Origin of the sequence: Corynebacterium jamesii, from assembly GCF_046097395.1 — a bacterium.
Classification (GTDB): domain Bacteria; phylum Actinomycetota; class Actinomycetes; order Mycobacteriales; family Mycobacteriaceae; genus Corynebacterium.
Map to the genome: position 1 here is coordinate 1,112,766 of NZ_CP175789.1, position 24,195 is coordinate 1,136,960.

Genomic DNA, 24,195 nt, shown 5'->3' on the forward strand with positions numbered 1-24,195 from the left:
TCACTAACGGGAATATCGCGCACGACCGCGCGAAACCGCGCCAGCGCGCAGAACTACACACAGGCGATCCGAAGGAGGGCACGCATCACCGTGGCTGACCAGGACATTCACGCCGCAAACTCACAGCCGGGCAACCCTCGCGGGGACGTGCAGCCGGGCACCCCGGGCCAGAGCACCGCAAACCCCCGCCCCGGCGCGACGGAGGCCACGATCCAGTCCCCCGGCACCTATCCCCCGGGTGAGGACCCGCGCCGCTGGAAAGTTCTGGGCGTCATCCTCACGACGATCTTCATGTCGCTGATCAGCGTGTCCATCATCAACGTCGCCCTGCCCTCCATCCAGCAGGGGCTGGGCGCCACCGAATCGGACATCCAGTGGGTGCTCTCCGGTTACACACTGACCTTCGGAGTGGTCCTCGTCGCCGCTGGTCGCGCTGGCGACCTGCTCGGCCGGGGCGGAATGTACCTCATCGGCCTGAGCGTCTACACCCTGGCCGCCATCACCGCGGGCTTCGCCCCCACCGCGGAAGCCCTGAGCGTCACCCGCTTCATCCAGGGCGTAGGCGCCGGCCTGCTCAACCCGCAGGCCGTGGGCATGATCCAGCAGTTCTTCCGCGGCAAGGAGCGCGGCCGGGCCTTCGGCTGGTTCGGCACCGTCGTGGGCGTGGCCGTGGCCATTGGGCCCGTCTTGGGTGGCTTCCTCATCCGCGTCGGCGGCCCGGAGCACGGCTGGCGCTGGACTTTCCTGGTCAACGTCCCCTTCGGTGTTCTGGCCTTCGTCCTCGCGCTCCTGTGGTTCCCGCGCCCACTGATGGGCCGAGTTAAGGATCCCGCCACCGGCCGTAACGTGGGCGTCATCCGTGCAGTGCGCAGCCTCGACCCCTTCGGCTCCCTCCTGCTTGGCTTGGCCGTCCTGGCCTTCCTCTTCCCATTTGTGGAATCCTCCGGCAGCGCGCGCACCTTCCTGCTCCTGCCCGTCGCCGTCGCCCTTCTGGCCGGGTGGCTGGCCTGGGAACGCCATGTGAAAAAGTCGAAGCCCTTCGACCCGATGGTGGACATGCAGATCTTCCGCTTCCCCAGCTTCCGCTTGGGCACCATGCTGGCGGGAGTGTACTTCATGGGCATGACCAGCATCTGGGTGCTCGTGGCTCTGTACTTCCAAAACGGCCTGGGCTACAGCGCGCTCGTGGCCGGTAGCGTTGGCATTCCTGCTGCGATCAGCAGCTCCTTCGCCGCCAACTGGGCCGGCAAGCGGGTCGCCGACCGAGGTCGCCGCGTTGTCATCGATGGCATCTCCGTGGCGCTGACCGGCATCGTGCTGACCATCCTCGCCCTTGTGCTGCACCACGTCGCAGGCATTTCGGAGTGGTGGATGGTGCCCACCCTCTTCCTCGTCGGCACCGGCCAGGGCGCGGTCATCGGCCCGAACCAAACCCTCACGCTCGCGGACGTTCCACTGAACTACGCGGGTAGCTCCGGCGCGGTTTTGCAAACCGCCCAGCGCATCGGCACCGCGATGGGGCTCGCGCTGATCACCGCGATCGTCTTCGCCAGCTCGCGCGCCATCAACTGGACCCTCGGCACCGCCATCGGCTTCGGCACAATCGGCTCGCTCATCGCCGTCGCCCTCGTCCTCGCGCTCTACGACAATCGCCTGCGCGCCCGCCGCGCTGCAGCTCCCCTGCAAGATTCCCTGTAGATTCGGGGGCTGTAGCGCTATTTCACAACGCCACTGCACCGCGCCGCGAAGGAAATTGACGAAATCGTCAAAATCTACAAAGATGTCCAGGGTGTCTGTTGAAATAGACCGAGCTTCCCTACCCACAGAAATCAGGTAAAGCCATGTCTTCCCTAGCAGTAGAAGCCCAGGATCTCGAGCTAAAAGGTGACGAGGGCCGAGTGTTCGGCCCTCTTTCTTTCGCTATCCCCAACCAGGGTCTAACCAACCTGCTTGGCAAGGGTGGCTCCGGCCGCACGGCCCTGGCTCTGGTTCTTTCTGGCCGAATGAAGCCCACCGGCGGCTCGCTGAACGTACTCGGCGAGTCCAAGCCAAAGCCGATCCGCTCCCGCGTAGCCATCGCGGGCGTGGAGCAGATCGACCTGCTGGAGCGTTCCGTCACGGTCCAGGACGTGCTCACCGAGTCCATGTCCTGGTCGAAGCCGTGGTTCATGCCGATGCGCAAGGCCACTCAAGAGGACCTGGAGCGCTTCTGCAACCACGTCTACGGCGACCGCGACCTGCCCCCGCTGGATGCCTATATCTCCCAGCTGGACAACCTGGATAAAATCATGCTGCGCATCAGCCTGGCCTTGTCGCCCGCCGACAACAAGCCCGTCGAGCTGCTGATCATGGACGACATCGAGCAGGTGCACGAAAACGACGACCGGGCGATTCTGTTGCAGGTGCTCGAGCGCCTTTCGCAGGACATTCCTGTGATCGTGAGCTCGTCGAACCCGATTGTCGGTCCTGTGGAGCCCCACAAGGTTATTGAAATTGACGCCAACGCTGGCCACGCGCACCCGATTCATACCGGACTGCGCGAATACCCTGACCCGGCGGAGGTCGAATCAGGCCAGTACGACCCAGACCAACACTACTCAGACCAGCATGACCCTGAGCTGGACGACCCAGAGCTCGATGATCCAGAACTAGACGACCTGGACATCCCCGAAGACCACACCAACACCACAGAGCAGAAGGAGAACCGTTAATGCTTGCCGGTTTCAAACTCAACAGCGAAATCCGCAGCTTCAAGCGCAACCGGCTCACCCGAGCCGCACTTGTCATCCTTGTGCTTATGCCGCTGCTGTACTCCGCCCTCTACCTGTGGGCATTCTGGAACCCCTTCGGGAACCTGAACAGCCTGCCTGTCGCACTGGTCAACAGTGACAAGGGAACCAACGTTGACGGCAAGGAACTGCGCGCCGGCGACACGGTGATCGAAGGCCTAAAGGAAAACGACCAGATCAGCTGGATCGAAACGGACGCCGAAGATGCCCGCAAGGGCGTGGAATCCGGCCAGTACTACTTCTCCCTCGAGCTGCCGGAGAACTTCTCCGAGGCGGTGGCCTCGCCCACCTCCGATAACCCGGAAAAGGCCAACCTCATCAGCACCTACAACGACGCAAACGGCTACCTGTCCACCATGATCGGCCAGAACGTCATGCGTGAGGTCATCAGCGTGGTGGGCGACAAGATCAGTGCCGAGGCCGTGGACAAGGTCCTCGTCGGCATCGTGGACGCCGGCTCCGGCATGCAAAAGGCCGCCATCGGCGCCGGCAAGCTGGCCGACGGCACCGCCGAACTGAAGGACGGGTCTATCCAATTGGACGACGGCGCGAACAAGCTCGCCGACGGCCTGGCCACCGCCAAGGATGGCTCCGGCAAGCTGCGCAAGGGCGCAACCGATCTAGACGACGGACTCGTCCAACTCCACGACGGCTCGGGCAAACTAGCCGACGGCACTGACGAGCTCGCCACGAAGGTGAACGCTGCCGCCGACAAGCTCAACGGCAAGGCCGGAAAGCTCAACGAGCTGGAAGATGGCGTCAATAAACTCGGCGACGGAGCAAGCCAGGTCAACGACGGAGTACAGCAGCTCAACACCAAACTCGGCGGCGTGACCAAGGCCCAGGGCGACCACGCGGCTAACCTGCGTGGACTCTCCCGCGACCTGCGCGGCACCGGAGTGCCCGCCGCCATCACCGCGGCCGACGAGCTGGACAAGGTGGCCCTCTCCCTGGAAACGCAGGGCCTCGGCCCGAAGTCGCAGAACGCCTCGGACCTGAAGCGCCTGGCCGACGGCAGCGCACAGCTGTCCTACCAGCTCAACGACCCGAACGCGCCATTGCGCAACGGCGTGACCGAGCTGAAGGGCCTGCCGGGGCAGTTCAAGCAACTGCAAGACGGCGTGAACAAGATCAACGACGGCGCGCACACCCTCAACGACAAGTTGGGCGATGCCTCCGACGGCGCAGGCAAGCTGAAGGATGGCGTGATCAAGCTGGACGACGGCAACACCAAGCTGAAGGACGGCGCGGACAAGCTGACGGAGGGCACTGCGAAGGCCAAGGACGGCACTGCGAAGCTCAATGACGGTGCCTCCGAGCTGCACGACAAGCTCTACGACGGCGCAAACCAGGTTCCGAAGTGGAACGATGGTCAGCGCTTGGCCACCGCCTCCACTATCGGTGGGCCCGTGGACTTGAAGAGCGATAACGACTCTGGCACCCACACCTTCGGCGCCGGCATGGCTCCGTTCTTCTTCAGCATGGCGCTATTCATCGGCGGCATCATGGTTTACGTGATGATCAAGCCGCTGCAGGCACGCACCGTGAACTCTGGCGTGCACTCCTGGCGTGCGGCATTCTCCGGATTCCTGCCCACCGGTCTACTCGCCATCGGTCAGGCAGCGGTCGTGGTCGGCGTGACCGTCTGGGGCGTGGGCATGGATGTCGATAACCTGCCGGGCCTCTTCCTCTTCGCAGCCCTCGTGGCGATGGTGTGGATGTTGATGAACCAAATGTTCATCGCGTTCCTCGGCCCCGGACCCGGCCGCGTGACTGCCCTAGCGGTGCTCATGCTCATGATCGTCGCATCAGGAGGTCTCTATCCCGTCGAGACCCAAAACAAGTTCTTCCAATTCCTGCATCCGTTCGACCCAATGACGTACACGGTCAACGGCTTCAGGCAGCTGATCTACGGCTTCTACGATGAACGCCTACCGATCGCAGTCGGAGTACTCTCCCTCGTCGGCCTCGGATGCTTCCTGGTCACCACGCTATCGGCCCGCAGCCAGCAAACGTGGACCATGAAGCGACTGCACCCGGTGCTGAACGCCTAAAGTTCGATGGAGCGGGGCGTCACAAAACCTTTTCGGCTCCCTCGACACCCTGCAACAGCGTAGGGTCGATCTTTTCCCCCGCGCGCAGGGTAGAGATCGACCCGTTGGATTCCAGAATCATGCACGCGACCTCGCTGAGGTCGCGCACTCCAGCCTTACGCGCGGCCGTAGCAATCGCGGCCTCGGTGATGTGATTGCGCTTCAGCATCTCCTCCACCACCTCGCCGTGGGCAATCAGCACCGTCGGGGGCGGGTTAATGGTGCGGCGCAGCCCCACGACATCTTGCACGGCGCCAAAGATGGCCTCCATGCACATGAGCGTGAGCAGGCCAATAACTCCCGCGGCGAGTGACGGCGGGTGGCCAAGGACAGCACGGCCTGCAACGGCGCCGAACATGAAGATAACGACAGCATCGAAGCCGCCGAGGGTGCTAAGGATGCGCTGTCCGAATAGGCGCACGGCCACCAGGAACGTCAGGTAGATGCCGATGGCGGCGACCACCACGACGGGGATGCGCCATAAGTCGATGCCGAGCTGTTCCTTCAGCACCGGCCCCCAGCCCTGTGGTGGAGTGAAATCCGCAGCACTTATCGCAGCTGTTGATAATGCGTCGTGTAATCCGCCGAACATGAATACTTATTATACGCCCAGGTAGAGGGGGCACTGGCGTGGGCGTTGGCGAAGCCTAGGCGGAACCGCGCGGTGTGGTGTGCCTTAGGGGGCGCGCGGGGTGGTGTGCCGTAGAGTGCGCGCGGTGCGGTGTGCCGTAGAGTGCGCGCGGTGTGGTGTGGGCTATTTGTCGGTGACCTTGCGCGCCGTCGCGTCTTTAGAGTCGGCGCTTGCGTCTTCCAGATCCGAATCCGGGATCTCGTCCTTCACCTCATCGGTGATGGTCTCGTGCAGCGTCTTGTCGTCGATGTGGGACTCGCCAACCAGCTTGCGCATTTCCTTGCGATCCTCCTCGGTGTACTCCTCCGCCTCATGTTCCCGGGCGTGGGCGAGCTCGTGGATACGATCGCGGCGCTTAGATTCCAGCGCGATGCGGGCGCGGGAGCGGATCCACCAGGCAATCATGACGGCAATCATGACCATACCGATGTAGCCAATAACCGGGTAGACGTACGTCATGAGGGTTTCGAAGCCGACGAAGCTGATGCCGTAACCAATCAGCGTCACTACAACGAACACCGGACGGAAGGACTTATCGGTGCTTGCCGTCAGGCGCTTACCCAGCGCGTAGAACATGCCGATGGCGGTGTTGAAGATCATGAAGAAGATGATGATTGCCATGATCACGCCCAGGACCGGGCTGATGTCGTCCATCATCGCCAGCATCGGCACGTCGCTGCCCTGCACCGTTTCGATGTTCAGGTACAAGGTGATGGCCGCGATGATCAACATGACGGTGTACAACACGCCACCCATCAGACCGCCCAGGCCGGCCTCCTTCGGTGAGGCGTAGTTGCCGCCGATAACCAGAGACATGGACACACCCAGCAGCAAGGCCAGGCCGTTGTAGTTCAGAGCAGAAAGAAACCACGGAGACACCGGAGAGGCCTCCCCCATCGCGGTCTCGCTCAGGTGCGAGGTGTCGGCGGGCATGTTGATCATTGTGTAGACGAAGGCAAAAACCACGGCGACGATGATCAGTGGTGTTAGCGCGCCGATCACCTGGCTGACCTTCTTCACATCCAGCATGCCGGCTGCCAGCACCACGCCCGTCATAATCAGCGCGCCTGCCCATGCTGGCAGGCCAAACTGCTGTTCCAGGTTGGAGCCCGCACCGGCGAGCATCACGAAACCGACGGCGAACAGGGTGAGCGTCACGGAGACATCCAGGAAGCGCGAGACGATCGGGTGCGCCACGTTGCGGAACACCATGCGGTGCTCGTCGGCCAGGAAGTAGCTTCCGACCTGCAGGATCACACTGCCGGCGATGGTCATCACAATGCCGGCCAGCACTGCGCCCCAGATACCGTTGAGGCCGAAGGACACGAAGTATTGGATCACTTCTTGGCCAGTTGCAAAGCCCGCGCCGACGGTCAGCCCGACGAAGGCCATAGCGATAGAAAATGTTCTCTTCACGCTAGAGAGGCTCCTTCACGAATGAATCACAAAAACAAAACACGAATACACAAGGGCGGAATCAAGCGGTGGATGCGCCACGCTTGAATAGTTCGTTAAGTATTTCACGTGGGGTTGCGCCGCCGAGGATTTGTCGGGGTGTTTCGTTGAGCTCATTTTGCACCCACGCGACATGTTCGGGTGTGACGGTGGCAAAGTCGGTGCCCTTTTTGTAGAACCTGCGCCTGATCTCGCCGTTGGTGTTCTCGTTGGTTGGTCTCTGCCACGGTGAGTGCGGTTCACAGAAAAACACCTGGCAGCCGTCTTTAATCTGGACTTGTGCTGTGACAGCCATTTCTGCGCCTTGGTCCCATGTGATGGTCTTTAGCTGCTCGGTGTTGAGGTCTTTGACCATGTCCTGCAGGGTTGCGACCACGGTGTGTGAACTGTGCTCATCGGGAAGGTGTCCAAGCAGGGTGTAACGGCTGGTGCGCTCTACTAGGGTAATCAGCGCGCTTTTGCCACCTTTACCAATAACAAGGTCGCCCTCCCAGTGCCCGGGAATAGCCCTGTCATCAGCTTCCGGGCTGCGGTGGGTGATCTCAGCACCTTTGATCCAAGGGCGACCGGTTAACACGCCAGCGTTTCGGGCACGACGCTTGCGTGTTGAGCCGCCGCGGATAAGTACGTCTTTAGTCTTCATGACTTCTTCAAGCTCGGCTCGCAGGCTGCCTTTGCCTTGAATGTATAAGGCACTGTAGATCGCTTCGTGGGAAATACGCATGCTTTCATCATCGCTGAAAGCATGCTCAAGCCATGCACTAATGCGCCCAGGTGACCACCTGCGGGCAAGGCAATCGACTACTACACCCCGAAGCGTTGGGCTTTCATCGAGCTTGCGTAGTTTTGGCCGCACCATCCGACCAGCAGTAGAAACAGCAGCGTTGTGGGCGTTATACCGCAGCTGCTCTGTGCCGTCCTCATCGACGATCTTCCAACCATTACGGGTGATTTCACGAGCGACGACACTGTGGTGCCTATTTATTTTCTGCGCGATGGCTCGTGCCGAATCACCGACACGACATCCCGCTTCAATAGCAACACGGTCTTCAACAGTAAGCCTGCGACCACGCCCTACTAAGGCGTGTTTGTCGAATACGCCGCTAGGAAATCCATCAACGGCTTGAGTTTTCATCGGTGCTGGCATAACAGAATCTTTACCCAGCTTCTTGCCTGTATCTGGCAAAGACACCACCGCCTCATCAGGCGTTCGACGATGTCGCTGCCGGCGTAACTTCGCATACCGCTGCTTCCTTATCCACCCATACACGGTAGAAGGATGCACACCGATAGCATCAGCCACTGTCTGACAGCTCTCACCAGCAAGCACTCGCTCCACGGCCTGGGCACGTTTATCAGGTGACAAGTGGGCGCGTCTAGGCCGCACTTCGATTACACCAGCTTTCTTTAACCTGCTGTGAAGCAAGCCAGTCGATATTCCAACAGTCTGTGCTGCTTGACTGATCGACATACCTGCACGCACCAACCCAACAGCCTCACGGACAAACGGATCACGCAAACGACTCGCACGCCTGCCTGGAGGTTCGACACCTCTTACCCTCAACCAACCGTAAACCGATTCGGGGCCTACACCCACATCACGCGCGACCAGGCTAACTGCCTCGCCTGCCACCACGCGCTCAACAGCAGCATCCTTAACATCCTTCGGAGTCCAACGCGTCACAACTACCTCCCGGTCGAAGTGGCGCATTCACCCCTTGACAGCACGAAGAACGGAAAAATATGTCCGTTTTGTCCGAATTTAGACTGTACTCCGTTGCCTTTTGCGCAGCATGCTCGCTACCCGCACCTGGGTCGCACCTCACAGTCGGCCGCTGATCCGCTCACGTTCCGCCGGCTTTTCGCTCATGTTCCGCCGACTTTCAGCTCACGTTCCGCCGGCTTTCAGCTCACGTTCCGCCGGCTTTCGCTCACGTTCCGCCGGCTTTCCGCTCACAGTCCGCGCACAACACGCCGCGCTCCCGCGACTGCCTCGCCCACATAGCCGCCGCCGAACACCGCCGCATGGAGCCACAGCAGATGCTGTTGGTGCAGGTCAATGCTCTGCGCTCCTGTTCCCCACCCGTGCACGCAAGGGCTCGCCTCCCAGTACGCCCCCTCAATGCTGTCGAGGTGCGGCGCGCCGAACAGTCGCAGCGCCGCCAGGTCCGCCCGCGGATGGCCGCCATGCGCGCTCGGGTCGATAAGGACTGCTTCTTCTTTATTTCTTGACGCCACCTTCCCCCACAGGACATTCCCCGCCCACAGATCACCGTGGATGCGAGCCGGAGGTGTGCCGTCATCCAGCCGCCCGGCGCGCAGAGCCTCCAGCAGCTGGGAGACCTCGGCAGGCACGTCCGCGGCTGAAACACCGCCGAAAACTCGCGCAACCAGCGGGCTCAAGCACACCTCCGCGTAGAAGCTCCCCCAGCTTTCGGAGGGTTGCAGGGGAAGTTCCAGGAGGTTGTCATTCGGTCCTTGGAACCCGGGCTCCCCCGTCGGCGAGAACCCGAAGTGGGGCGCCCCCGCGGCATGTGTAGCTGCTAGCTTTCGGCCGAAATCCTCGGCCATGGCGCGTGTGGGCGTCATCGGCTCTACCCGATCAATCCCGAACCCCCGAGCATCGTGCTTATGAACAGCAACGACCGGGGCGCCACCCGGAGCTTCGGCCAGCCAGCGTAGGCCTGCGACCTCCCAGGCTCCGGGGCGGCCAGGGTTACTCTTCCAATAAAAGTCAGAAACAGCCATGGCTCCAGTGTTACCGCGCTCAGCTGAAACGCGCCTGAAAGCCCAGGAAAATCGACCTACACTGGGAAGTGAAGGATGTCGAACCGGAAGGAACATCATGAAGATCGTAGACAACGGACCAGAGGCCAACGTCTTTGACATTGAAACCGCCACCCGAGAGAACACGAACTACCGCACGACCGCATGGACGGGCAAGTACCTGCAGGTGACCCTCATGTCCATCGCCCCCGGCGATTCCATTGGCCTGGAGGTTCACCACGATACCGACCAGTTCCTGCGCCTAGACGCAGGTGTTGGCAAGTGCATCATGGGGCCTGACAAGGACAACATGACCATCCAGCAGGAAGTTTCCGACGGCTGGGCTGTGCAGGTTCCGGCTGGTGTGTGGCACGACATCATCAACACCGGTGACGAGCCGATGCAGGTGTACGCGGTCTACGCACCGAGCCACCACGCCAAGGGCATCGTCCAGGAGACGGCCGAGCAGGCAGAGCAGGACGAAGAGTCCGGCAAGGACGTTCCGCCGGAGTGGACCGTTCAGCCTCCGAAGCAGCAAGCCGACGAGCACGCCTAAAACTGGGATGAGCCGTCTTGAGCTGGGATGAGCTGTCTTGAGCTTGGTTGAGCCGGGTTGAGCCGGCTACGCCGAACCAGCTGGGTTAAGCCGGCAACAGTGGCACCTCCCCGTGGGGTGGCACTGTTCTTTTGCCCTGCGCCGTGTGGCATCCACCGCGCGGCTTTCACCGTGCGACCTCCACCTGGCGGCATGCACCACGCAGCCTCCGCCGCGTGATATCCACCGCATAGCCTCCACAGCGCCGGAACCGCCCACGCCACTCACGCCACATGCACCCCTGATGCCCCATAAACTCCACAGTCACGAGCGGGCTACAACGCCAATGTCCCAAATCTACGAGTTATTGAAAGTAGCAGGCGTGCAGCCAATTTCGACAACACGCTGACCTGCACAAACAGAATAGTTATATTCTAAGACGTGGAATTTGGGACATTCCCCTCGCGCCATGCACCCAACCCCGGAATTCCAGGCGCCCAACACCCGCGCCACGCGTCTAACACCCCCTCGAAACTCCCTAACCCCTCGGCGTACCGCATACTGCGCCCGCGGTGCGTTAGCATGTGAAACTAAACAGCGTTCAAGAGTGATACGCCCACATAGTCGCGTTATAACTCGCTCGAGAAGGCGCATGAGAAGTTTCACAAGAGCTTTGAGGAGACTGACGATGACCACCGCTGAGACGAAGCAGCCCACCGGAACCCCAGCAACCACCCAGGCCACCCAGCCCACCGGAACCCCAGCAACCACCCAGGCCACCCAGCCCACCGGAACCCCAGCAACCCCAGAGATCCTGGATCTCGCCCGCACGAAAGTACTGGAAAACGGCGAACCCCTGAACTACGAGGAAACCCTCCAGGTACTGCAACTCGGCGACGAGCACCTGGATGCCCTCCTGGACCTCGCCCACCAGGTACGACTGAAGTGGTGCGGAGATGCTGTGGAGATGGAAGGCATCATCTCCCTGCAAACCGGCGGTTGCCCCGAGGACTGCCACTTCTGCGCGCAGTCCGGCCTGTTCGAGTCCCCGGTCCGCTCCATCCAGCTGGACATCGCCCAGCTGATCGAGGCCGCGAAGCAGACCGCCAAGACCGGCGCCACGGAGTTCTGCATCGTCGCCGCCGTGAAGGGCCCGGACGAGGATCTGATGAACCAGATGGCCAAGGCCATCGCCGCCATCCAGGCGGAGGTCGACATCAACATCGCGGCCTCCATCGGCATCCTTACCCAGGAGCAGGTCGATCGCCTGAAGGAGCTCGGCGTGCACCGCTACAACCACAACCTCGAGACCTGCAAGAGCTACTTCCCCGAGGTCGTTACCACCCACACCTGGGAGGAGCGCACCTCCACCCTGGAGATGGTTCGCGACGCTGGCATGGAGGTCTGCTGTGGCGGCATCGTCGGCATGGGCGAGACGGTCGAGCAGCGCGCCGAGTTCGCCATCGACCTGCAGAACCTGAATCCCACAGAGGTTCCCCTGAACTTCTTCGACCCCCGCCCGGGCACCCCGTTCGCGGATATCGAGCCGATGGCCGTTAACGATGCCCTCCGCACGATCGGCGCCTTCCGCCTGGCTCTGCCCCGCCAGCTGCTGCGCTTTGCCGGCGGCCGCGAGCTGACCTTGGGCGATCTGGGTGCAGAGAAGGGCCTGCTGGGCGGCATCAACGCCGTCATTGTGGGCAACTATCTGACCACCCTGGGCCGCCCGGCGGAGCGCGATGTAGACATGCTCGGCAAGCTGCAGCTGCCGATCAAGGCCCTGAACGCAACTCTGTAGGCACACCGTGACCCCCTCGATGCCTTTAAGCGAACTCACCGCCCTTTTTGTCTTGGGCGGTACCCCTTTATATGACGCCCACACGGGCCAGCCACTCGACTCTTCAGACGAGACCTTGCGCGTCGGCCGGGGAGCTCTTGCGCAGGCAAGCCGCGGAGCACTGGCGGGTTTAGAGCCGCCGCGTTTCTGCCCGCTGTGCGGGCGCCGGATGAAGGTGCAGGTAAATCCCATGGGCTGGACGGCAGAGTGCTCCCGGCATGGCGATGTGGATTCTTCGATTGTGGTGGATGTGTAGCTTCCAGCACGTAGTGTGGAAGCACCGCTAGTTGCGGCAACAAAACTTTCACTGATTAGAGGCACCACAAACATGGCAGCACCGGAGATTTCCGCCAGCACCACCGTCAATGCATCCGCTAGCAAGGTCTGGCAGCGGGTTACCGACCTTTCAGCGATGGGCCAGCGCAGCCCGCAGTGCAAGAAGATGATCCTGCTGCCGCGTGGCAGCAGCTCCAGCAACAGCAGCGCAGCGGACGCGGGTAGCGCAGCCGGAACCGCACCGACCCCGGGCACCGTTACCATCAACTTCAACCGCCAGGGCCTGCTCTGGTGGCCCACCTGGGCGGTCGTCACAGAGGTCGAACCGGAAAAGCTCTTCGAGTTCAAAATCCCCCTGAACGGCACGCGCTGGCGCTTCGAGCTCACCCCCGCCACCGACGGCACTCAGACGATCCTCACGGAGAAACGTCTGATTCCCGATGGCAACACTTCCCTGGTTTCCCGAGTTTTGGTCGCAGCCGTCCTCGGCGGGGAGGAAAAGTTCGAGGCGAGCCTGCAGGAAGGAATCCAGCAGACCATCCGTGCGCTTGCTAGGGAAGCTGAAAACTTTTAGGTACAGTTCACTTCCGTGAGTGATCAGACCAACCCTACCGCCACCCCCTGGCCCCGCTCGAGAATCATCGCGGCATGGGCGCTGGTGCAAGCGGTTATCGTGGGACTTCTGATCTTCTGGCCTTTCGCCAATGGCGACCCGGTATATTACTTCGAGAACTCGGTGGACGAACAGCCCCACCCGAGCCACGGGGCCCTTCCCCTAAGCGAGTATCCGGATGCTGGCCTGTGGCCCGTGCGCGCCATCATTCTTATCAGCGGCAAGAACCCGCAGGTGTTCCTCACCCTGTTCTCCGGGGTTTTCATCGCCCTGAGCACGGCATTCTTTTTCTATCTGCTGCGCCATAGCCACCGCGCCGCCTTATTCTGGACCGCCTTTACCGCCGCCGCGGGGCCGATTACCTACTCCCGTCTGGACCTCATTCCCGGCCTGCTGGTAGCCCTTGCCGCGGCCGCACTGTTCTCCCACCCCAAGGTGGCCTCCGCACTGCTGGGCTTCGCGGCCATGTCAAAGCTGTGGCCTGCGGCTCTGGCCGCCGGGCTGGTGGATAAGTGGAACCGCGCGGCCACCTGGTCGCGCCTGGCCACGTTCGTCGGCACCTTGGTCGTGGTTGGCGCGATCACGGTGGTTACCTCCGGCTGGGATCGTCTGGTTTCGCCACTGACGTACCAGGACGTCCGCGGCTTGCAGATCGAATCGATCCTCGCCACCCCCTTGATGGTCGCCGCCACGGTCTTCCCCGGTGTCTGGCACATCAACAAAGCCCCCTCGAAGAGCTACGAGGTCTTCGGGCCGGGCGTGGAGCAGTTCCTAACCGCCAGCACCTTCGTGATGGCCTGCACTGTGTTATTCGGCGTGGGCTGGGCCCTGTGGCATTTTCTTGATGACGCCTGGTCTCCCCGCAGCACCGCCCCTTTCCTGCTGACCATGGTGCTCCTGCTGATCGTCTCCAACAAAGTGTTCTCGCCACAGTACGTCGTATGGTTCGGCCCACTGCTGGCAGTAATGATCGCGAAGCTACGAGGCGACGGGAAAGACCCGCAGGCCGACCGTGCAGACACCAGCGGGGCAATCCTGCTGGACAAGTTAGATGCCCTGCTGGACAGGTTAGCTGCGTTGAGTGTGCTGGCTGCCGCCCTGACGACGGTGGTGTTCCCCCTCACCTACAACCTGCTGTTCGAAGGTCCGCACTGGTTCGCAGCCTTGGCGCTCGCGGCACGGAATATCCTCATCGTCTACATCACCTACCTAGCACTTCGGCTCGCCATCCACGAGGGACTGCGTGCCCGGGCCTCTCAGCAGCGCGATACTGAGGGCGTCCAAAAGAAAGAGCCTAAAAACGACGAACGTTTCGATCGCGTGAGAGCCACATTCCGCAGAATCCAAACGCCCACACGGTAGCCACCGCGATCCAGGCTATGCCGAAGTCGTCCCACGTATAGTTTCCGTCCGGAGCCTGCATGTTCAGCAGCACCCCTACGGCTTGGGCGCCGATCATGCCCGCGATCCAGCCGCCCATGTTCGCCAACCCGGTGCCGGTGGCCACGAAGCGGCGGTCCACCTTCTCGCGCACAGAGTCGAAGCCCAGGTTCGCGACCGGACCAGTGAAGCCCATGATGAGGTTCATCAGGCACGCCGCCCACAGCACGCCCGTCGGTGCAGACGTGAAGAACCACAGCCAGCCCAGCCAGCCGGTGACGGAAAATAGCATTACGACCTGCATGCGGCGGTTGTAGAAGCGGGCGGACAACAAGCCCACGATCGGGCCAACCGCTACCGAAGCAAGCGTGCCGAGCGACAGCGCCAGGCCGGATTTGTCGGCGGGCAGGCCGAGGCCCAGCGTCATGATCGGCAGGCCCCACAGCAGCGTAAACACCACCAGGGCGCCCAGGCCCGTCCAGTGGACGAAGAAGCCGTGCCAGCACACGCGGTTGGTCAGCACGTTGGCCAGAATCGTCTTCACGGGTAGGCGGGCGGGTTGGGATGGCTGGGCTGGCTCCTGTGCCTTCTCTGCATCTTCCGGCGAGTCCTTCACCAGCACACCCGCCGCCATCGCCAGCAGCGCGCCCACCGCGCCGAGGCTCACAAAGCCCACCTGCCAGCTCGTGGCGTGCAGCAACCCCAGGAAGGGCACAGCCGAAAGGAACTGGCCGAACTGCCCAACTGCACCGGTTAGCTGCCCCAGCAGCGGGGCATGGCGCAGCGGAATCCACGCGGGGATCAGGCGCATCACGGATAGGAAGGCCGTCGCATCACCCGCGCCGATCAGCATGCGCGCACCGATGGCCACCGGATAACTCGAGGTGAAGGCCAGGATGACCTGCCCCAAAGCCATCACGAAGGCACCGGCGACCATCAGCTTGCGCGGCCCGAAGCGGTCTACCAGCAGCCCCACTGGGATCTGTGCGAAGGCGTACACCGCCAGCTGCAGCGCGGTGAAGACGGCCAGCTGCGCGGCGTTGATGTGGAAGCGGTCGATCGCATCCACGCTGGCCACACCGAAGGACGTGCGGCCCGTCACCGCCAGGGTGTAACACAAAACCCCGGCGCCCCACACCAGCAGTGCGCGACTGCTGAGCTTGTCTTTATCTGTCGCTGTCACCTGTTCCACGCTACTCGGCCGGATATGGATAAACTTATTCACCATGAGCTTTACCCGCCCCTTCACCAATCGCCGCCGTATCGTGGCCGCCGTTGTGGCTCTACTGGTCGTGATCGCCCTTGTGGCTTGGGCCATCGCGGGTTTGTGGGGTAATGACGCCCCCTCGGGGACAACCGCAAACAACTCCAGCGAAGGCTCTAGCAGCTCCGCCTCGAGCTCGGCGAAGCCCAGCGAAAAGAATAAGCCGAAGAAAGACGACAAGCGGGAGGACGAGGATGACCCTTCGGTGGTTCCGGGTGCGGTCGGCGGAACGGGGTCGTTCACCATGGACGGCCCGGCGCCGGTGCAGGGGGCAACGTTCGCCTCTATGCCCTACGCCCTGCCGCTGAACCCGGCGGGTCCGCAGAACACGATGGTGCGCTGGGTCGATGGCTGGGGTGTGTCGCCGAAGGATGCAGAAAAGGGCACGATGTACATCCTGGGGCATGCGTGGGGCGCGGCTCCGCTGGTGTTTAACCCGCTCAGCGAGGCTGTGACGGCGGACGTGGACTTAAACGCCCCGCCGAAGAGCGTGACGGGTACGGATGGCAAGCCGGTCAAGCGCTACACCTCCGACGTGCTGAATGGCGCGCGGATCAAGATGCGCGACGAGGCGAACCACCAGAAGACCTGGAAGGTTACCCGCAGCTGGCTGGTGGATAAAAACGAGGCCATCGTGGATCCGGACATCATGGCCGACGAGCGGAAGGGACGGATTGTGCTGATCGCCTGCTCGGTATCCGGTAGTGCCGACCTGGGCTATAACGTGATCGTCGAGGGCGAGCTGGTCTAGCCGGCTGGCGGCTGGCGACCCTGGTCCCTGATCCCCGGTCCTTGGTCCATAGTCCCTGGTCTAGCCGGCTGGCGGCCCTGGTCCCTGATCCCCGGTCTAGCCGCCGTAGTCGATGCCGACGTCCTCGCCCCAGAACACCCGGTCCACCACTCGGTGGGCCTTGCGGGTTTTCTTGAGGTAGTCGTCCAGGAACTCCTGGGCCTGTTCCGGGGCCCAGTGGGCTGCCGCCGCGACGTGTCGAAGCTGATCGCCGTGGCTGGGCAGTTGATCTTTTCGCTTGCCCTTAACCAGCACAATCGCGTTGCGGGCGATGGTGGCGGTGATCCAGGCATCGCGCAGAATCTCGGCATCGGATTCGGCGATGTATTCGCCGCTGGCGAGCTCGCGCAGCGTTTCCAGGGTAGAGGTGTTGCGCAGATTCTGCGCATCGTCGCCGTGCTGCATGGTGAGCAGCTGCACGGTCCACTCCACGTCCGTCAAAGCACCACGGCCCAGCTTGGTGTGGGTTTTGCGATCCGCTCCGCGCGGCAGGCGCTCGGAATCCACCCGCGCCTTCATGCGGCGCACTTCCTGGACGACCTTGTCGTCCACCCCGCCTGGCGGATAGCGGAAGTCGTCGATCATGCGCAAGAACTCGATGCCGAGATCCTTGTCGCCCGCGATCCACGTGGCACGCAACAAGGCCTGCATCTCCCACGTCTCTCCCCACTGCTGGTAGTAGCGACGGTAGGAATCCAGGGTGCGCACCACCGGGCCATTGCGCCCCTCCGGGCGCAGGTCAATGTCCACGTCCAGGGGCGGATCCTGGCTGGGCCTGCCCAGCCGGGTGCGCACCGAATCACAGATGCCGGTGGCCCACTTCAGCGCCTCTGATTCATCCGCTCCGTCGACGGGCTGGGCGACGAACATCACGTCGGCGTCCGAACCATACCCCAGCTCCGCACCGCCCAAGCGCCCCATGCCGATCACGGTGATGCGCGCGGGCGCGTTGGCCACGTGCTCGTCCTCCCAGTAGCGAATCTCCGCGCGCAGGGCGGCTTCCAGTACCGCGTCCCAGACCCAGGACAGCGATACGCAGACCTGCTCCACGTCCATAAAGCCCAGCAAATCCGCCGCGGCGATGCGGGCCAGCTCCGCGCGCCGCAGCGAACGGGCAACAGCGATGGCTTTGTCCGGGTTGCGGTGGCGGCCGGCGGCAGCCACTAGGGAGTGGGTAACGACCTGCGGCTCGCGTTCCAAAAACTTCGGGCCGGTCGCGCCGTCCGACAGGATCTTCACCGAATCCACGGAGTTGAGGAACAGCTCCGAGACGTAGGGCGAGGTGCCGAGGATGTGCATCAGGCGTTTACCCACGATGTTCTCGTCGCGCAGCAGCCGCAAGAACCAGCTGAAGTCGTGCGCGGCCTCCGAGAGCTTGCGGTAGTTCAGCAGCCCTGCGTCCGGGTCCACCGTCTCGCCCAGCCACTCCAGCAGCGTGGGCAGGATGATGGCCTGCAGCTTCGCCTTGCGGCTGCTGCCTGCAGCCAGGGCACTCAAGTGCTCGAACGCGCGGTCCGGGTAGGCGTAGCCCAGTGCTGCCAGCTGGCGTTTCGCGGCCTCCGGCGACAAGCGAATCGCATCGGCCTGCATCGCCGCCACAGAGGAAAGCAGCGGGCGGTAGAACAGCTTCGAGTGCAGCTGGCTGATCTCTAGGCTCACACGCTTGACGTCCGCCGCCAGCTGCTCGTCCATAGAATTTGTGCCCTGCGGGCGGCAGCCGGAGGTACGCCCCAACCACACGCGCGCGGCCTTGTCTTCCTTCGGCGGTAGCGTGTGGGTGCGCTTCAGCCGCTGCAGCTGCAGGCGGTGCTCTAGCAGGCGCATGAAGGCGTAGTTGTCCTGCAGGTTTTGGCAGTCCGCGCGGCCGATGTAGCCGCCCTCCGCCAGGGCATCCAGCGCCGCGACGGTGGAGCGAGTGCGCAGCGATTCGTCCGTGCGCCCGTGCACCATCTGCAACAGCTGGACGGCGAACTCGATGTCGCGCAGTCCCCCGGGGCCCAGTTTTAGTTCGCGGGCACGGATTTCGTCCGGGATGTTCTCGATCACTCGTCGGCGCATGGCCTGCACGTCCTGCACGAAGTCCTCGCGCTCAGCGGCGGACCATACCTTCGATGCCAGCGCGTCGACGTACTCCTGGCCCAGCTCCAGGTCGCCGGTCATAGGGCGCGCCTTCAGCTGGGCCTGGAATTCCCAGGTCTCCGCCCAGCGATTGTAGTACTTCACGTGGGATTCCAGGGTGCGCACCAGGGCGCCACTCTTGCCTTCGGGCCGCAGGGCAGCGTCTACCTCGAAGAACACGCGGCTGCCGACGTTCACAAATTCGCCCGCCCAGCGCGTGGCTTTCGGATCCGCAGGTTCGGCGACAAAGATAACGTCCACGTCAGAGATGTAATTCAACTCCTGCGCACCACACTTGCCCATTGCTAGTACGGCCAGGCGGGCGGGTTGTTCGTCTTCGTCATAGACCTGCGCGCATGCTACGGCCAGGGCGGCGGTCAGCGCTGCGTCCGCGGCATCCGACAAGCGCCGGGAAACGAGCTCGAACGTGACGGGCTCGCTGGCCTGCACGCCACGCTGCACGAATGTGCCCGCCACGTCTACGGCGGCGATGCGCGCGAGGATGGTGCGGTAGGTGCGGCGCATTGCCTCGTCGGCTTCCGGTCCAGTGACGCCCGCCCGAAACACCCGCTCCCCCGCGCCCGCAACTGGCGTTGCCGAGACGCTGCCGAGCATAAGCTCCATCATCTCCTCGGCGGAGGGCATACCGTCTTCCAGGTGCCTCCATTCCGCCGGGTTGGCCACAATGTGGTCGCCCAGCATGGAGGACGCCCCGAATAGGCTCAGCAGGCGGACGGCGAATGTGCGGGATTCATCGATGCGTGCCAAAAGCTCGGCGCTAGAGCCGCAGGCCTCACCGGCTTGGTCCAGGGCCTCAACCAGGCGGATCAAGTTGTTCAGCGCCAGATCCGGGTCACCCGTTGCGGCCAGGATCCACATTTGCTCAGCGTGCGCGGCATCGACCCAGCCCAACTGCTCAAGGTCCTCCTGCGCCTTGGGGTGAGTCAGGCCCAAATTGCGGGCGGTCGGCACGGAAGAACGCGAACTGCGGGGGCGGGTCATGGGGTACTAGTGCTCCTGGGGAATAAAACCTGGGGAATAAAGAGGAAGGTGGCTAGAAGGAAAGGTTGTTCCGCAGTTCCCACGGCGTGATCTGCGACTGGTACTCGTACCACTCGCGCCATTTATTGCGCAGGAAGAACTCGAAGACGTGCTCGCCGAGGGCATCAGCGACCAACTCGGAACGCTCCATCTCGCGCAGCGCACTGTTCAAGTCCGAGGGCAGATCCTTGTAACCGGCGGCGATGCGTTCGCGACGGGTCATGCGGGAGACGTCCTCCTCCGCGGGGGCGGGCAGCTCGTAGCCCTCCTCAATACCCTTCAAGCCCGCAGCCAGCAGCACCGAATAGGCCAGGTACGGGTTGCACGCGCTATCCGGCGAGCGAACCTCTACGCGGCGGGAAGCCGCCTTGTTCTGCGTGTACATCGGCAGGCGCACCATCGCCGACCGGTTCGAGGCACCCCACGCCGCCGCGCGCGGAGCCTCATCACCAGACGTGATGCGCTTGTAGGAGTTCACCCACTGGTTCGTCACGGCCGTGATCTCCGGGGCGTGCTCCAGGATGCCCGCGATGAAGGACTTCGCAGTGCCGGACAAGCGCAGCTCATCGTCCGGGTCGTGGAAAGCGTTGCTCTCTCCCTCGAACAGCGACATATGGGTGTGCATCGCTGAACCCGCATGCTGGTGGAAAGGCTTGGGCATGAACGTGGCGGCCACACCGTTGCGACGGGCTACCTGCTTAATCAGGTAGCGGAAGGTCATCACGTTATCCGCCATCGTCAAGGCATCGGCGTAGCGCAGGTCGATCTCCTGCTGCCCCGGCGCATTCTCGTGGTGGGAAAACTCCACGGAAATGCCCATGTGCTCCAGCGCGCTGATCGCGTGGGCGCGGAAGGCCGGCGCATCGTCGGTGACGGCCTGATCAAAATAACCGCCGTTATCGGTCGGCACCGGCGGGTACCCTTCCGTCTCTAGCTCCTTGACCAGGAAGAACTCGATCTCCGGGTGCACGTAGCAGCTAAATCCTTGGTCAGCCGCGGACTTCATCTGACGGCGCAGCACCTGGCGCGGATCCGCCCACGACGGCGTGCCATCGGGCATCGCAATATCGCAGAACATTCGCGCGGACAGCTCGCCGGTGTCGGTGTTGAACGGCAAGATCTGGAACGTCGACGGGTCCGGCTGGGCGATCGTGTCGGACTCCGCGATACGGGAGAACCCCTCGATCGCTGAGCCGTCAAATCCGATGCCCTCCTGGAAGGCCCCCTCCAGTTCCGCGGGCACCACCGCCACCGACTTCAAGTACCCCTGGATATCCGTGAACCAAAGGCGAACGAAGCGGATGTCGCGTTCTTCCAGCGTGCGCAGAACATATTCCTGTTGGCGATTCATAGAACCCATTGTAGGAGTTCCACCCCGAGCTGCGCCCCTGTTTGCGCTAGGCCGCGCCCCCCGTTTGCGCTAGGCCGCGCCCCCCGTCTGCGCTAGTCGGCGGTTTAGCGATTGGGGTTGAGGGCGTCACATAGAATGAACAGCATGACTGCAACATCTGGACAATCGGGCACCACCCCCACGGGTTACTTGGTCCCCACCAAGAAGGTGCGCATCGCTGATTTGAAGGCACGCAAGGGCTCCGGCGAGCCGTTCGCGATGCTGACTGCTTACGACTACTCCACCGCCGTGGCCTTCGCCGAGGCTGGGGTGGAGATAATGCTGGTGGGCGATTCTGCCGCGAATGTGGTCTTTGGCTACGACACCACCCAGCGCATCAGTATGGATGAAATGGTCTACCTGGCCGCGGGCGTTGTCCGCGGTGCTGGCAACGCCGTCGTGGTTGCTGACCTGCCCTTTGGCACCTATGAAGCCTCGGATGAGCAGGCCGTGGAGTCCGCCACCGAGATGCTGCATCGCACGGGCGCTCACGCGGTGAAGATCGAAGGTGGGGTGCGGATGGCAGATCGGATTCGCGCTATTACGAGCGCCGGCGTTTCCGTCTGTGCACACATCGGCTTTACTCCGCAGTCCGTCAACCAGCTGGGCGGCTTCAAGGTGCAGGGCCGCGGGGACGGGGCCGAGCAGTTGCTGGCCGATGCACGTGCCGTGCAGGAAGCCGGTGCTGACATGGTGGTGCTGGAGATGGTGCCCGCGGACGTCGCTGCTTCGGTGACTGAGGAGCTGGCCATCCCGACCATCGGCATTGGCGCAGGCCCCGACTGTGATGGGCAGGTTCTGGTGTGGCACGACATGGTTGCGTTCCCGGCCGGTGGGCACCGTCCGCGCTTCGCTAAGCAGTGGGCTTCGGTGGGTGCAGATATGACCGCCGCTGCGGCGGCCTACAAGCGAGAGGTTGCTGAAGGCGAGTTCCCGGCGGAGGAGCACTGCTTCTAGACCGGCTAGGTCTGCAGGGCCTGTACCCCCAACACCCGCTCCATCCTTCCGCCGTGTCACACCAGCCCCACGGGCCACTCTGACACCCCACGGGGCCACTCTGACACCCCACGGGGCCACTCTCAGACCATTCCGGCGGGCTGGCGCCCCCTCATAAACCACTAAGTGTCGTAAAAGTGGGAATTCGTCCTCCCGAAAAAATTTTTCCAAAAGTGAAAACTGTACTGACCTGCGGTTTTGCATTATCTGCAATCGTTACCAGTAACGCATTCCCACTTTAACGACATTTAGCACGCCAGCAGCCACCAGTCACCACGCCCACGCCAGCAGCCACCAGTCACCACGCCCACGCCAGCAACCGCCAGTCACCACGCCCACACCAGCCGCTGTCAGTCACCACTAGCTTCGCTCAGTAATGTAAACCGATAGCCGAACCGGCATGCCGCCGCCAGGTGAGTTTTCTAAATCCATCCCCTCTCTTTCTCGAATAGATTCTGGCCTCTCCCCAAAATGAAAATGGGGTTTTAACGAAAACTCTTTCCCTCCCTTAACAGCATAAATACCGGAATCCATATAGCCACCACAGAAGATTGACTTCTCATGCTTGTCATCCCCCTGATCCCTACATCCCACAAGGTCATACTGCATTAACTCTGGGTCACTAGACAAAGCGTCTTGAACCTCTCGATGGTACTTCTCCAAAAATGTCTTCTTGGCGTGATCCATTCTCACTGTGTTTATTGGGGAATCTTCCGTCACCATTGGAACTGCCCTCCCGTTCCCATATTTATCCAGCGCGTAGATCCTGGAGGATATTTCACCCGGGAACAGTATTAATTTGAAGGACAACGGAACAGAAATCACGTATACCGAAAAGGACAAAGCAAAGAAAAATGTCCACATACGGGTTTGTCTGCCAGGGTTCTTTTTTCTCCATATCGATCTGGAAATCAAAATTATGATTGCCACCCAGGCCATAATGCTGGACAGAACAGTAAAGAGGATCAATCCATAAAAGATGAAATCCAAGACATTAGCCCCTGGGGCAACATCAGAAACGTCAAAAGTCCGATAGAAAACATTTACGTCCACGTCCACCAGCTTTTGCCCCCTCTTTTCTCACTGCACACAGCGGCTCACCTTGAACGGTGTGCTTTATCAACACTTAGGACAGTACAACAATATTGAGCAGCTGGGGCTAGATGGCGTCCAGAATAACGAAGGTGGTGGCGACCACGCCGCAGATCAAGACAGCCGCAGTCACTGCGACGACCGAGCCGACGTTTGCGGTGAGGCGTTCGGCGCGCAGGCCGGCGCTAAAACGCAGATAGCGGCGCCGTTGGGTCAGCAGAATCAGCGCCGCAAGCAGCACCAACACTCCCGCGGCGGGCAGGACGATCACGCCGTAGCGGCCGATCCACCGGAACAGCATCGCGCTAACGACCAGCAGCGCCAGCACGGTGCGCTGCCACGACAGGCTGGTGCGCTCCGGCTGAAGCCCCAGGTCAGAGTGCGGGCGCACTGGCGCGGACTGTCCTGCGTGCGCGTCTGGCTCAAGGGCGCGCACAGACCGCGCAAAAGCGTGGCGCTCAGAGCTCTCGCGCGCCATCTACAGCTCCATCCCGAAATCGCCGAAGAGCACAAAGCCCAGCACAACCGCGCAAGCCACCACTGCCACGCCCGCTATGAAAGGCACGATCGCAGGTACGGGCAGAGCCTTGCCCGTGCGCATGGCACGCTCCACGCGCAGCCAGCGCACCGCCGCGCCGAGCCCGATCAGCATGCCAATTACTAGCACCAGGACCGCAGCGCCGCTCCACAGATGTTCGGGAACATCCGGCGAACGAAATGCCTCCAGCGCCACGCCACCAGCCAGAAACGCCAGACTCGTGCGGATCCACGCCAAGAAGGTGCGTTCGTTCGCCAGGGTGAAGCGCGGGTCCGGCTCCTTCCCCTCCGGCAGCAGAGTGCGCGCCAACCAGGAGCGCCCGGCCTCGTCGCCTACGCCACCGCCCGCGTCGCCTACGCGACTGCTCCCGGAGTTCTTAGTCGTCATCTTCCGCGTCGTATTCCTCGGCTTCCTTGGTGCGCTGCTGGGCGGTCTCGATGGCCGCCTGGGCCTCCTCGCGAGAGTCGTAAGGCCCCATGCGGTTCTCCCACGCACCATCCTTACCCTGGCTCACCTGGCCAGTCTTCGTGTCGTAGTACCACTTCTGCGCATCGTTTTCGCTCATACGCTCATGTGTACCACACGCGCCAG

Annotated in this window: 20 protein-coding genes and 2 pseudogenes; 10 read left to right on the forward strand and 12 right to left on the reverse strand. The window is 62.4% G+C overall.

What is annotated here, in order from left to right; translation table 11 throughout:
* Window positions 1-90 precede the first annotated feature (90 nt).
* The 3 genes from ACKFRT_RS05100 (at window position 91) to ACKFRT_RS05110 (ending at window position 4,843) form a co-directional block, all read left to right on the forward strand.
* On the forward strand, window positions 91-1,698 hold the full coding sequence (locus tag ACKFRT_RS05100; RefSeq protein WP_297666280.1) for an MFS transporter: 1,608 nt from the start codon (window positions 91-93) through the stop codon (window positions 1,696-1,698).
* 143 nt (window positions 1,699-1,841) lie between these two features.
* Window positions 1,842-2,711 carry an ATP-binding cassette domain-containing protein gene (locus ACKFRT_RS05105; protein WP_239201278.1) on the forward strand — a complete coding sequence of 290 codons (870 nt, stop codon included), beginning with the start codon at window positions 1,842-1,844 and terminating at the stop codon, window positions 2,709-2,711.
* A complete protein-coding gene (locus ACKFRT_RS05110) occupies window positions 2,711-4,843 on the forward strand; it encodes a YhgE/Pip family protein (RefSeq protein WP_408925990.1) in 2,133 nt (710 codons plus the stop codon). Before ACKFRT_RS05105 ends, ACKFRT_RS05110 begins: the two co-directional genes overlap by 1 nt.
* A gap of 19 nt (window positions 4,844-4,862) precedes the next feature.
* On the opposite strand, the gene ACKFRT_RS05115 is transcribed toward ACKFRT_RS05110, so the two are convergent.
* From ACKFRT_RS05115 to ACKFRT_RS05135, 5 genes and pseudogenes are all read right to left on the reverse strand, one after another.
* A complete protein-coding gene (locus ACKFRT_RS05115; RefSeq protein WP_408925991.1) occupies window positions 4,863-5,474 on the reverse strand; it encodes a DUF421 domain-containing protein in 612 nt (203 codons plus the stop codon).
* A gap of 162 nt (window positions 5,475-5,636) precedes the next feature.
* Window positions 5,637-6,929, reverse strand: coding sequence for a hypothetical protein (locus ACKFRT_RS05120; RefSeq protein WP_408925992.1), 1,293 nt, complete (start codon window positions 6,927-6,929; stop codon window positions 5,637-5,639).
* 61 nt (window positions 6,930-6,990) lie between these two features.
* Window positions 6,991-8,210: pseudogene (locus ACKFRT_RS05125) on the reverse strand (IS30-like element IS1513 family transposase).
* A 19-nt stretch (window positions 8,211-8,229) separates the two neighbouring features.
* Window positions 8,230-8,679: pseudogene (locus tag ACKFRT_RS05130) on the reverse strand (helix-turn-helix domain-containing protein); the annotation flags it as partial.
* A 242-nt stretch (window positions 8,680-8,921) separates the two neighbouring features.
* Window positions 8,922-9,716, reverse strand: a complete 795-nt coding sequence (locus ACKFRT_RS05135) for a fructosamine kinase family protein (RefSeq protein WP_408925993.1) — start codon at window positions 9,714-9,716, stop codon at window positions 8,922-8,924.
* A gap of 97 nt (window positions 9,717-9,813) precedes the next feature.
* On the opposite strand from ACKFRT_RS05135, the gene ACKFRT_RS05140 reads away from it, so the two are divergent.
* From ACKFRT_RS05140 to ACKFRT_RS05160, 5 genes are all read left to right on the forward strand, one after another.
* Entirely contained in the window at window positions 9,814-10,290 is a 477-nt protein-coding gene (locus tag ACKFRT_RS05140; RefSeq protein WP_011273306.1) for a cupin domain-containing protein, read from the forward strand.
* A 667-nt stretch (window positions 10,291-10,957) separates the two neighbouring features.
* Window positions 10,958-12,067, forward strand: coding sequence for a biotin synthase BioB (gene bioB / locus ACKFRT_RS05145; protein WP_408925994.1), 1,110 nt, complete (start codon window positions 10,958-10,960; stop codon window positions 12,065-12,067).
* A 19-nt stretch (window positions 12,068-12,086) separates the two neighbouring features.
* Window positions 12,087-12,362, forward strand: coding sequence for a hypothetical protein (locus ACKFRT_RS05150; protein WP_408925995.1), 276 nt, complete (start codon window positions 12,087-12,089; stop codon window positions 12,360-12,362).
* Window positions 12,363-12,434: 72 nt separating this feature from the next.
* The gene (locus ACKFRT_RS05155; RefSeq protein WP_408925996.1) at window positions 12,435-12,956 is read left to right on the forward strand and encodes an SRPBCC family protein; all 522 of its coding nucleotides are present in this window, start codon (window positions 12,435-12,437) and stop codon (window positions 12,954-12,956) included.
* Window positions 12,957-12,971: 15 nt separating this feature from the next.
* The gene (locus ACKFRT_RS05160; RefSeq protein ID WP_408925997.1) at window positions 12,972-14,357 is read left to right on the forward strand and encodes a hypothetical protein; all 1,386 of its coding nucleotides are present in this window, start codon (window positions 12,972-12,974) and stop codon (window positions 14,355-14,357) included.
* Here the strand turns inward: ACKFRT_RS05160 and ACKFRT_RS05165 are convergent.
* Window positions 14,290-15,558, reverse strand: coding sequence for a nitrate/nitrite transporter (locus ACKFRT_RS05165; RefSeq protein WP_408925998.1), 1,269 nt, complete (start codon window positions 15,556-15,558; stop codon window positions 14,290-14,292). The two genes, ACKFRT_RS05160 and ACKFRT_RS05165, sit on opposite strands and share 68 nt — an antisense overlap.
* A gap of 43 nt (window positions 15,559-15,601) precedes the next feature.
* Here ACKFRT_RS05165 and ACKFRT_RS05170 point away from each other — a divergent pair, with 43 nt between their 5' ends.
* Complete coding sequence (locus tag ACKFRT_RS05170; RefSeq protein ID WP_408925999.1) at window positions 15,602-16,390, forward strand: sortase; 789 nt, start codon at window positions 15,602-15,604, stop codon at window positions 16,388-16,390.
* A 96-nt stretch (window positions 16,391-16,486) separates the two neighbouring features.
* Here the strand turns inward: ACKFRT_RS05170 and ACKFRT_RS05175 are convergent, their stop codons facing one another.
* Window positions 16,487-19,549, reverse strand: coding sequence for a bifunctional [glutamine synthetase] adenylyltransferase/[glutamine synthetase]-adenylyl-L-tyrosine phosphorylase (locus tag ACKFRT_RS05175; RefSeq protein ID WP_408926000.1), 3,063 nt, complete (start codon window positions 19,547-19,549; stop codon window positions 16,487-16,489).
* 52 nt (window positions 19,550-19,601) lie between these two features.
* The gene (locus ACKFRT_RS05180; RefSeq protein ID WP_408926001.1) at window positions 19,602-20,939 is read right to left on the reverse strand and encodes a glutamine synthetase family protein; all 1,338 of its coding nucleotides are present in this window, start codon (window positions 20,937-20,939) and stop codon (window positions 19,602-19,604) included.
* A 135-nt stretch (window positions 20,940-21,074) separates the two neighbouring features.
* Here ACKFRT_RS05180 and panB point away from each other — a divergent pair, with 135 nt between their 5' ends.
* The gene (gene panB / locus ACKFRT_RS05185) at window positions 21,075-21,935 is read left to right on the forward strand and encodes a 3-methyl-2-oxobutanoate hydroxymethyltransferase (RefSeq protein WP_408926002.1); all 861 of its coding nucleotides are present in this window, start codon (window positions 21,075-21,077) and stop codon (window positions 21,933-21,935) included.
* A gap of 399 nt (window positions 21,936-22,334) precedes the next feature.
* Here panB and ACKFRT_RS05190 read toward each other — a convergent pair whose 3' ends face one another.
* From ACKFRT_RS05190 to ACKFRT_RS05205, 4 genes are all read right to left on the reverse strand, one after another.
* The gene (locus ACKFRT_RS05190; protein WP_408926003.1) at window positions 22,335-23,033 is read right to left on the reverse strand and encodes a hypothetical protein; all 699 of its coding nucleotides are present in this window, start codon (window positions 23,031-23,033) and stop codon (window positions 22,335-22,337) included.
* A gap of 100 nt (window positions 23,034-23,133) precedes the next feature.
* Window positions 23,134-23,544, reverse strand: coding sequence for a DUF202 domain-containing protein (locus tag ACKFRT_RS05195; RefSeq protein WP_408926004.1), 411 nt, complete (start codon window positions 23,542-23,544; stop codon window positions 23,134-23,136).
* Complete coding sequence (locus ACKFRT_RS05200; protein WP_408926005.1) at window positions 23,545-23,991, reverse strand: YidH family protein; 447 nt, start codon at window positions 23,989-23,991, stop codon at window positions 23,545-23,547.
* Window positions 23,981-24,169, reverse strand: coding sequence for an SPOR domain-containing protein (locus ACKFRT_RS05205; protein WP_408926006.1), 189 nt, complete (start codon window positions 24,167-24,169; stop codon window positions 23,981-23,983). The genes ACKFRT_RS05200 and ACKFRT_RS05205 overlap by 11 nt, the downstream gene beginning before the upstream one ends.
* Window positions 24,170-24,195 lie beyond the last annotated feature (26 nt).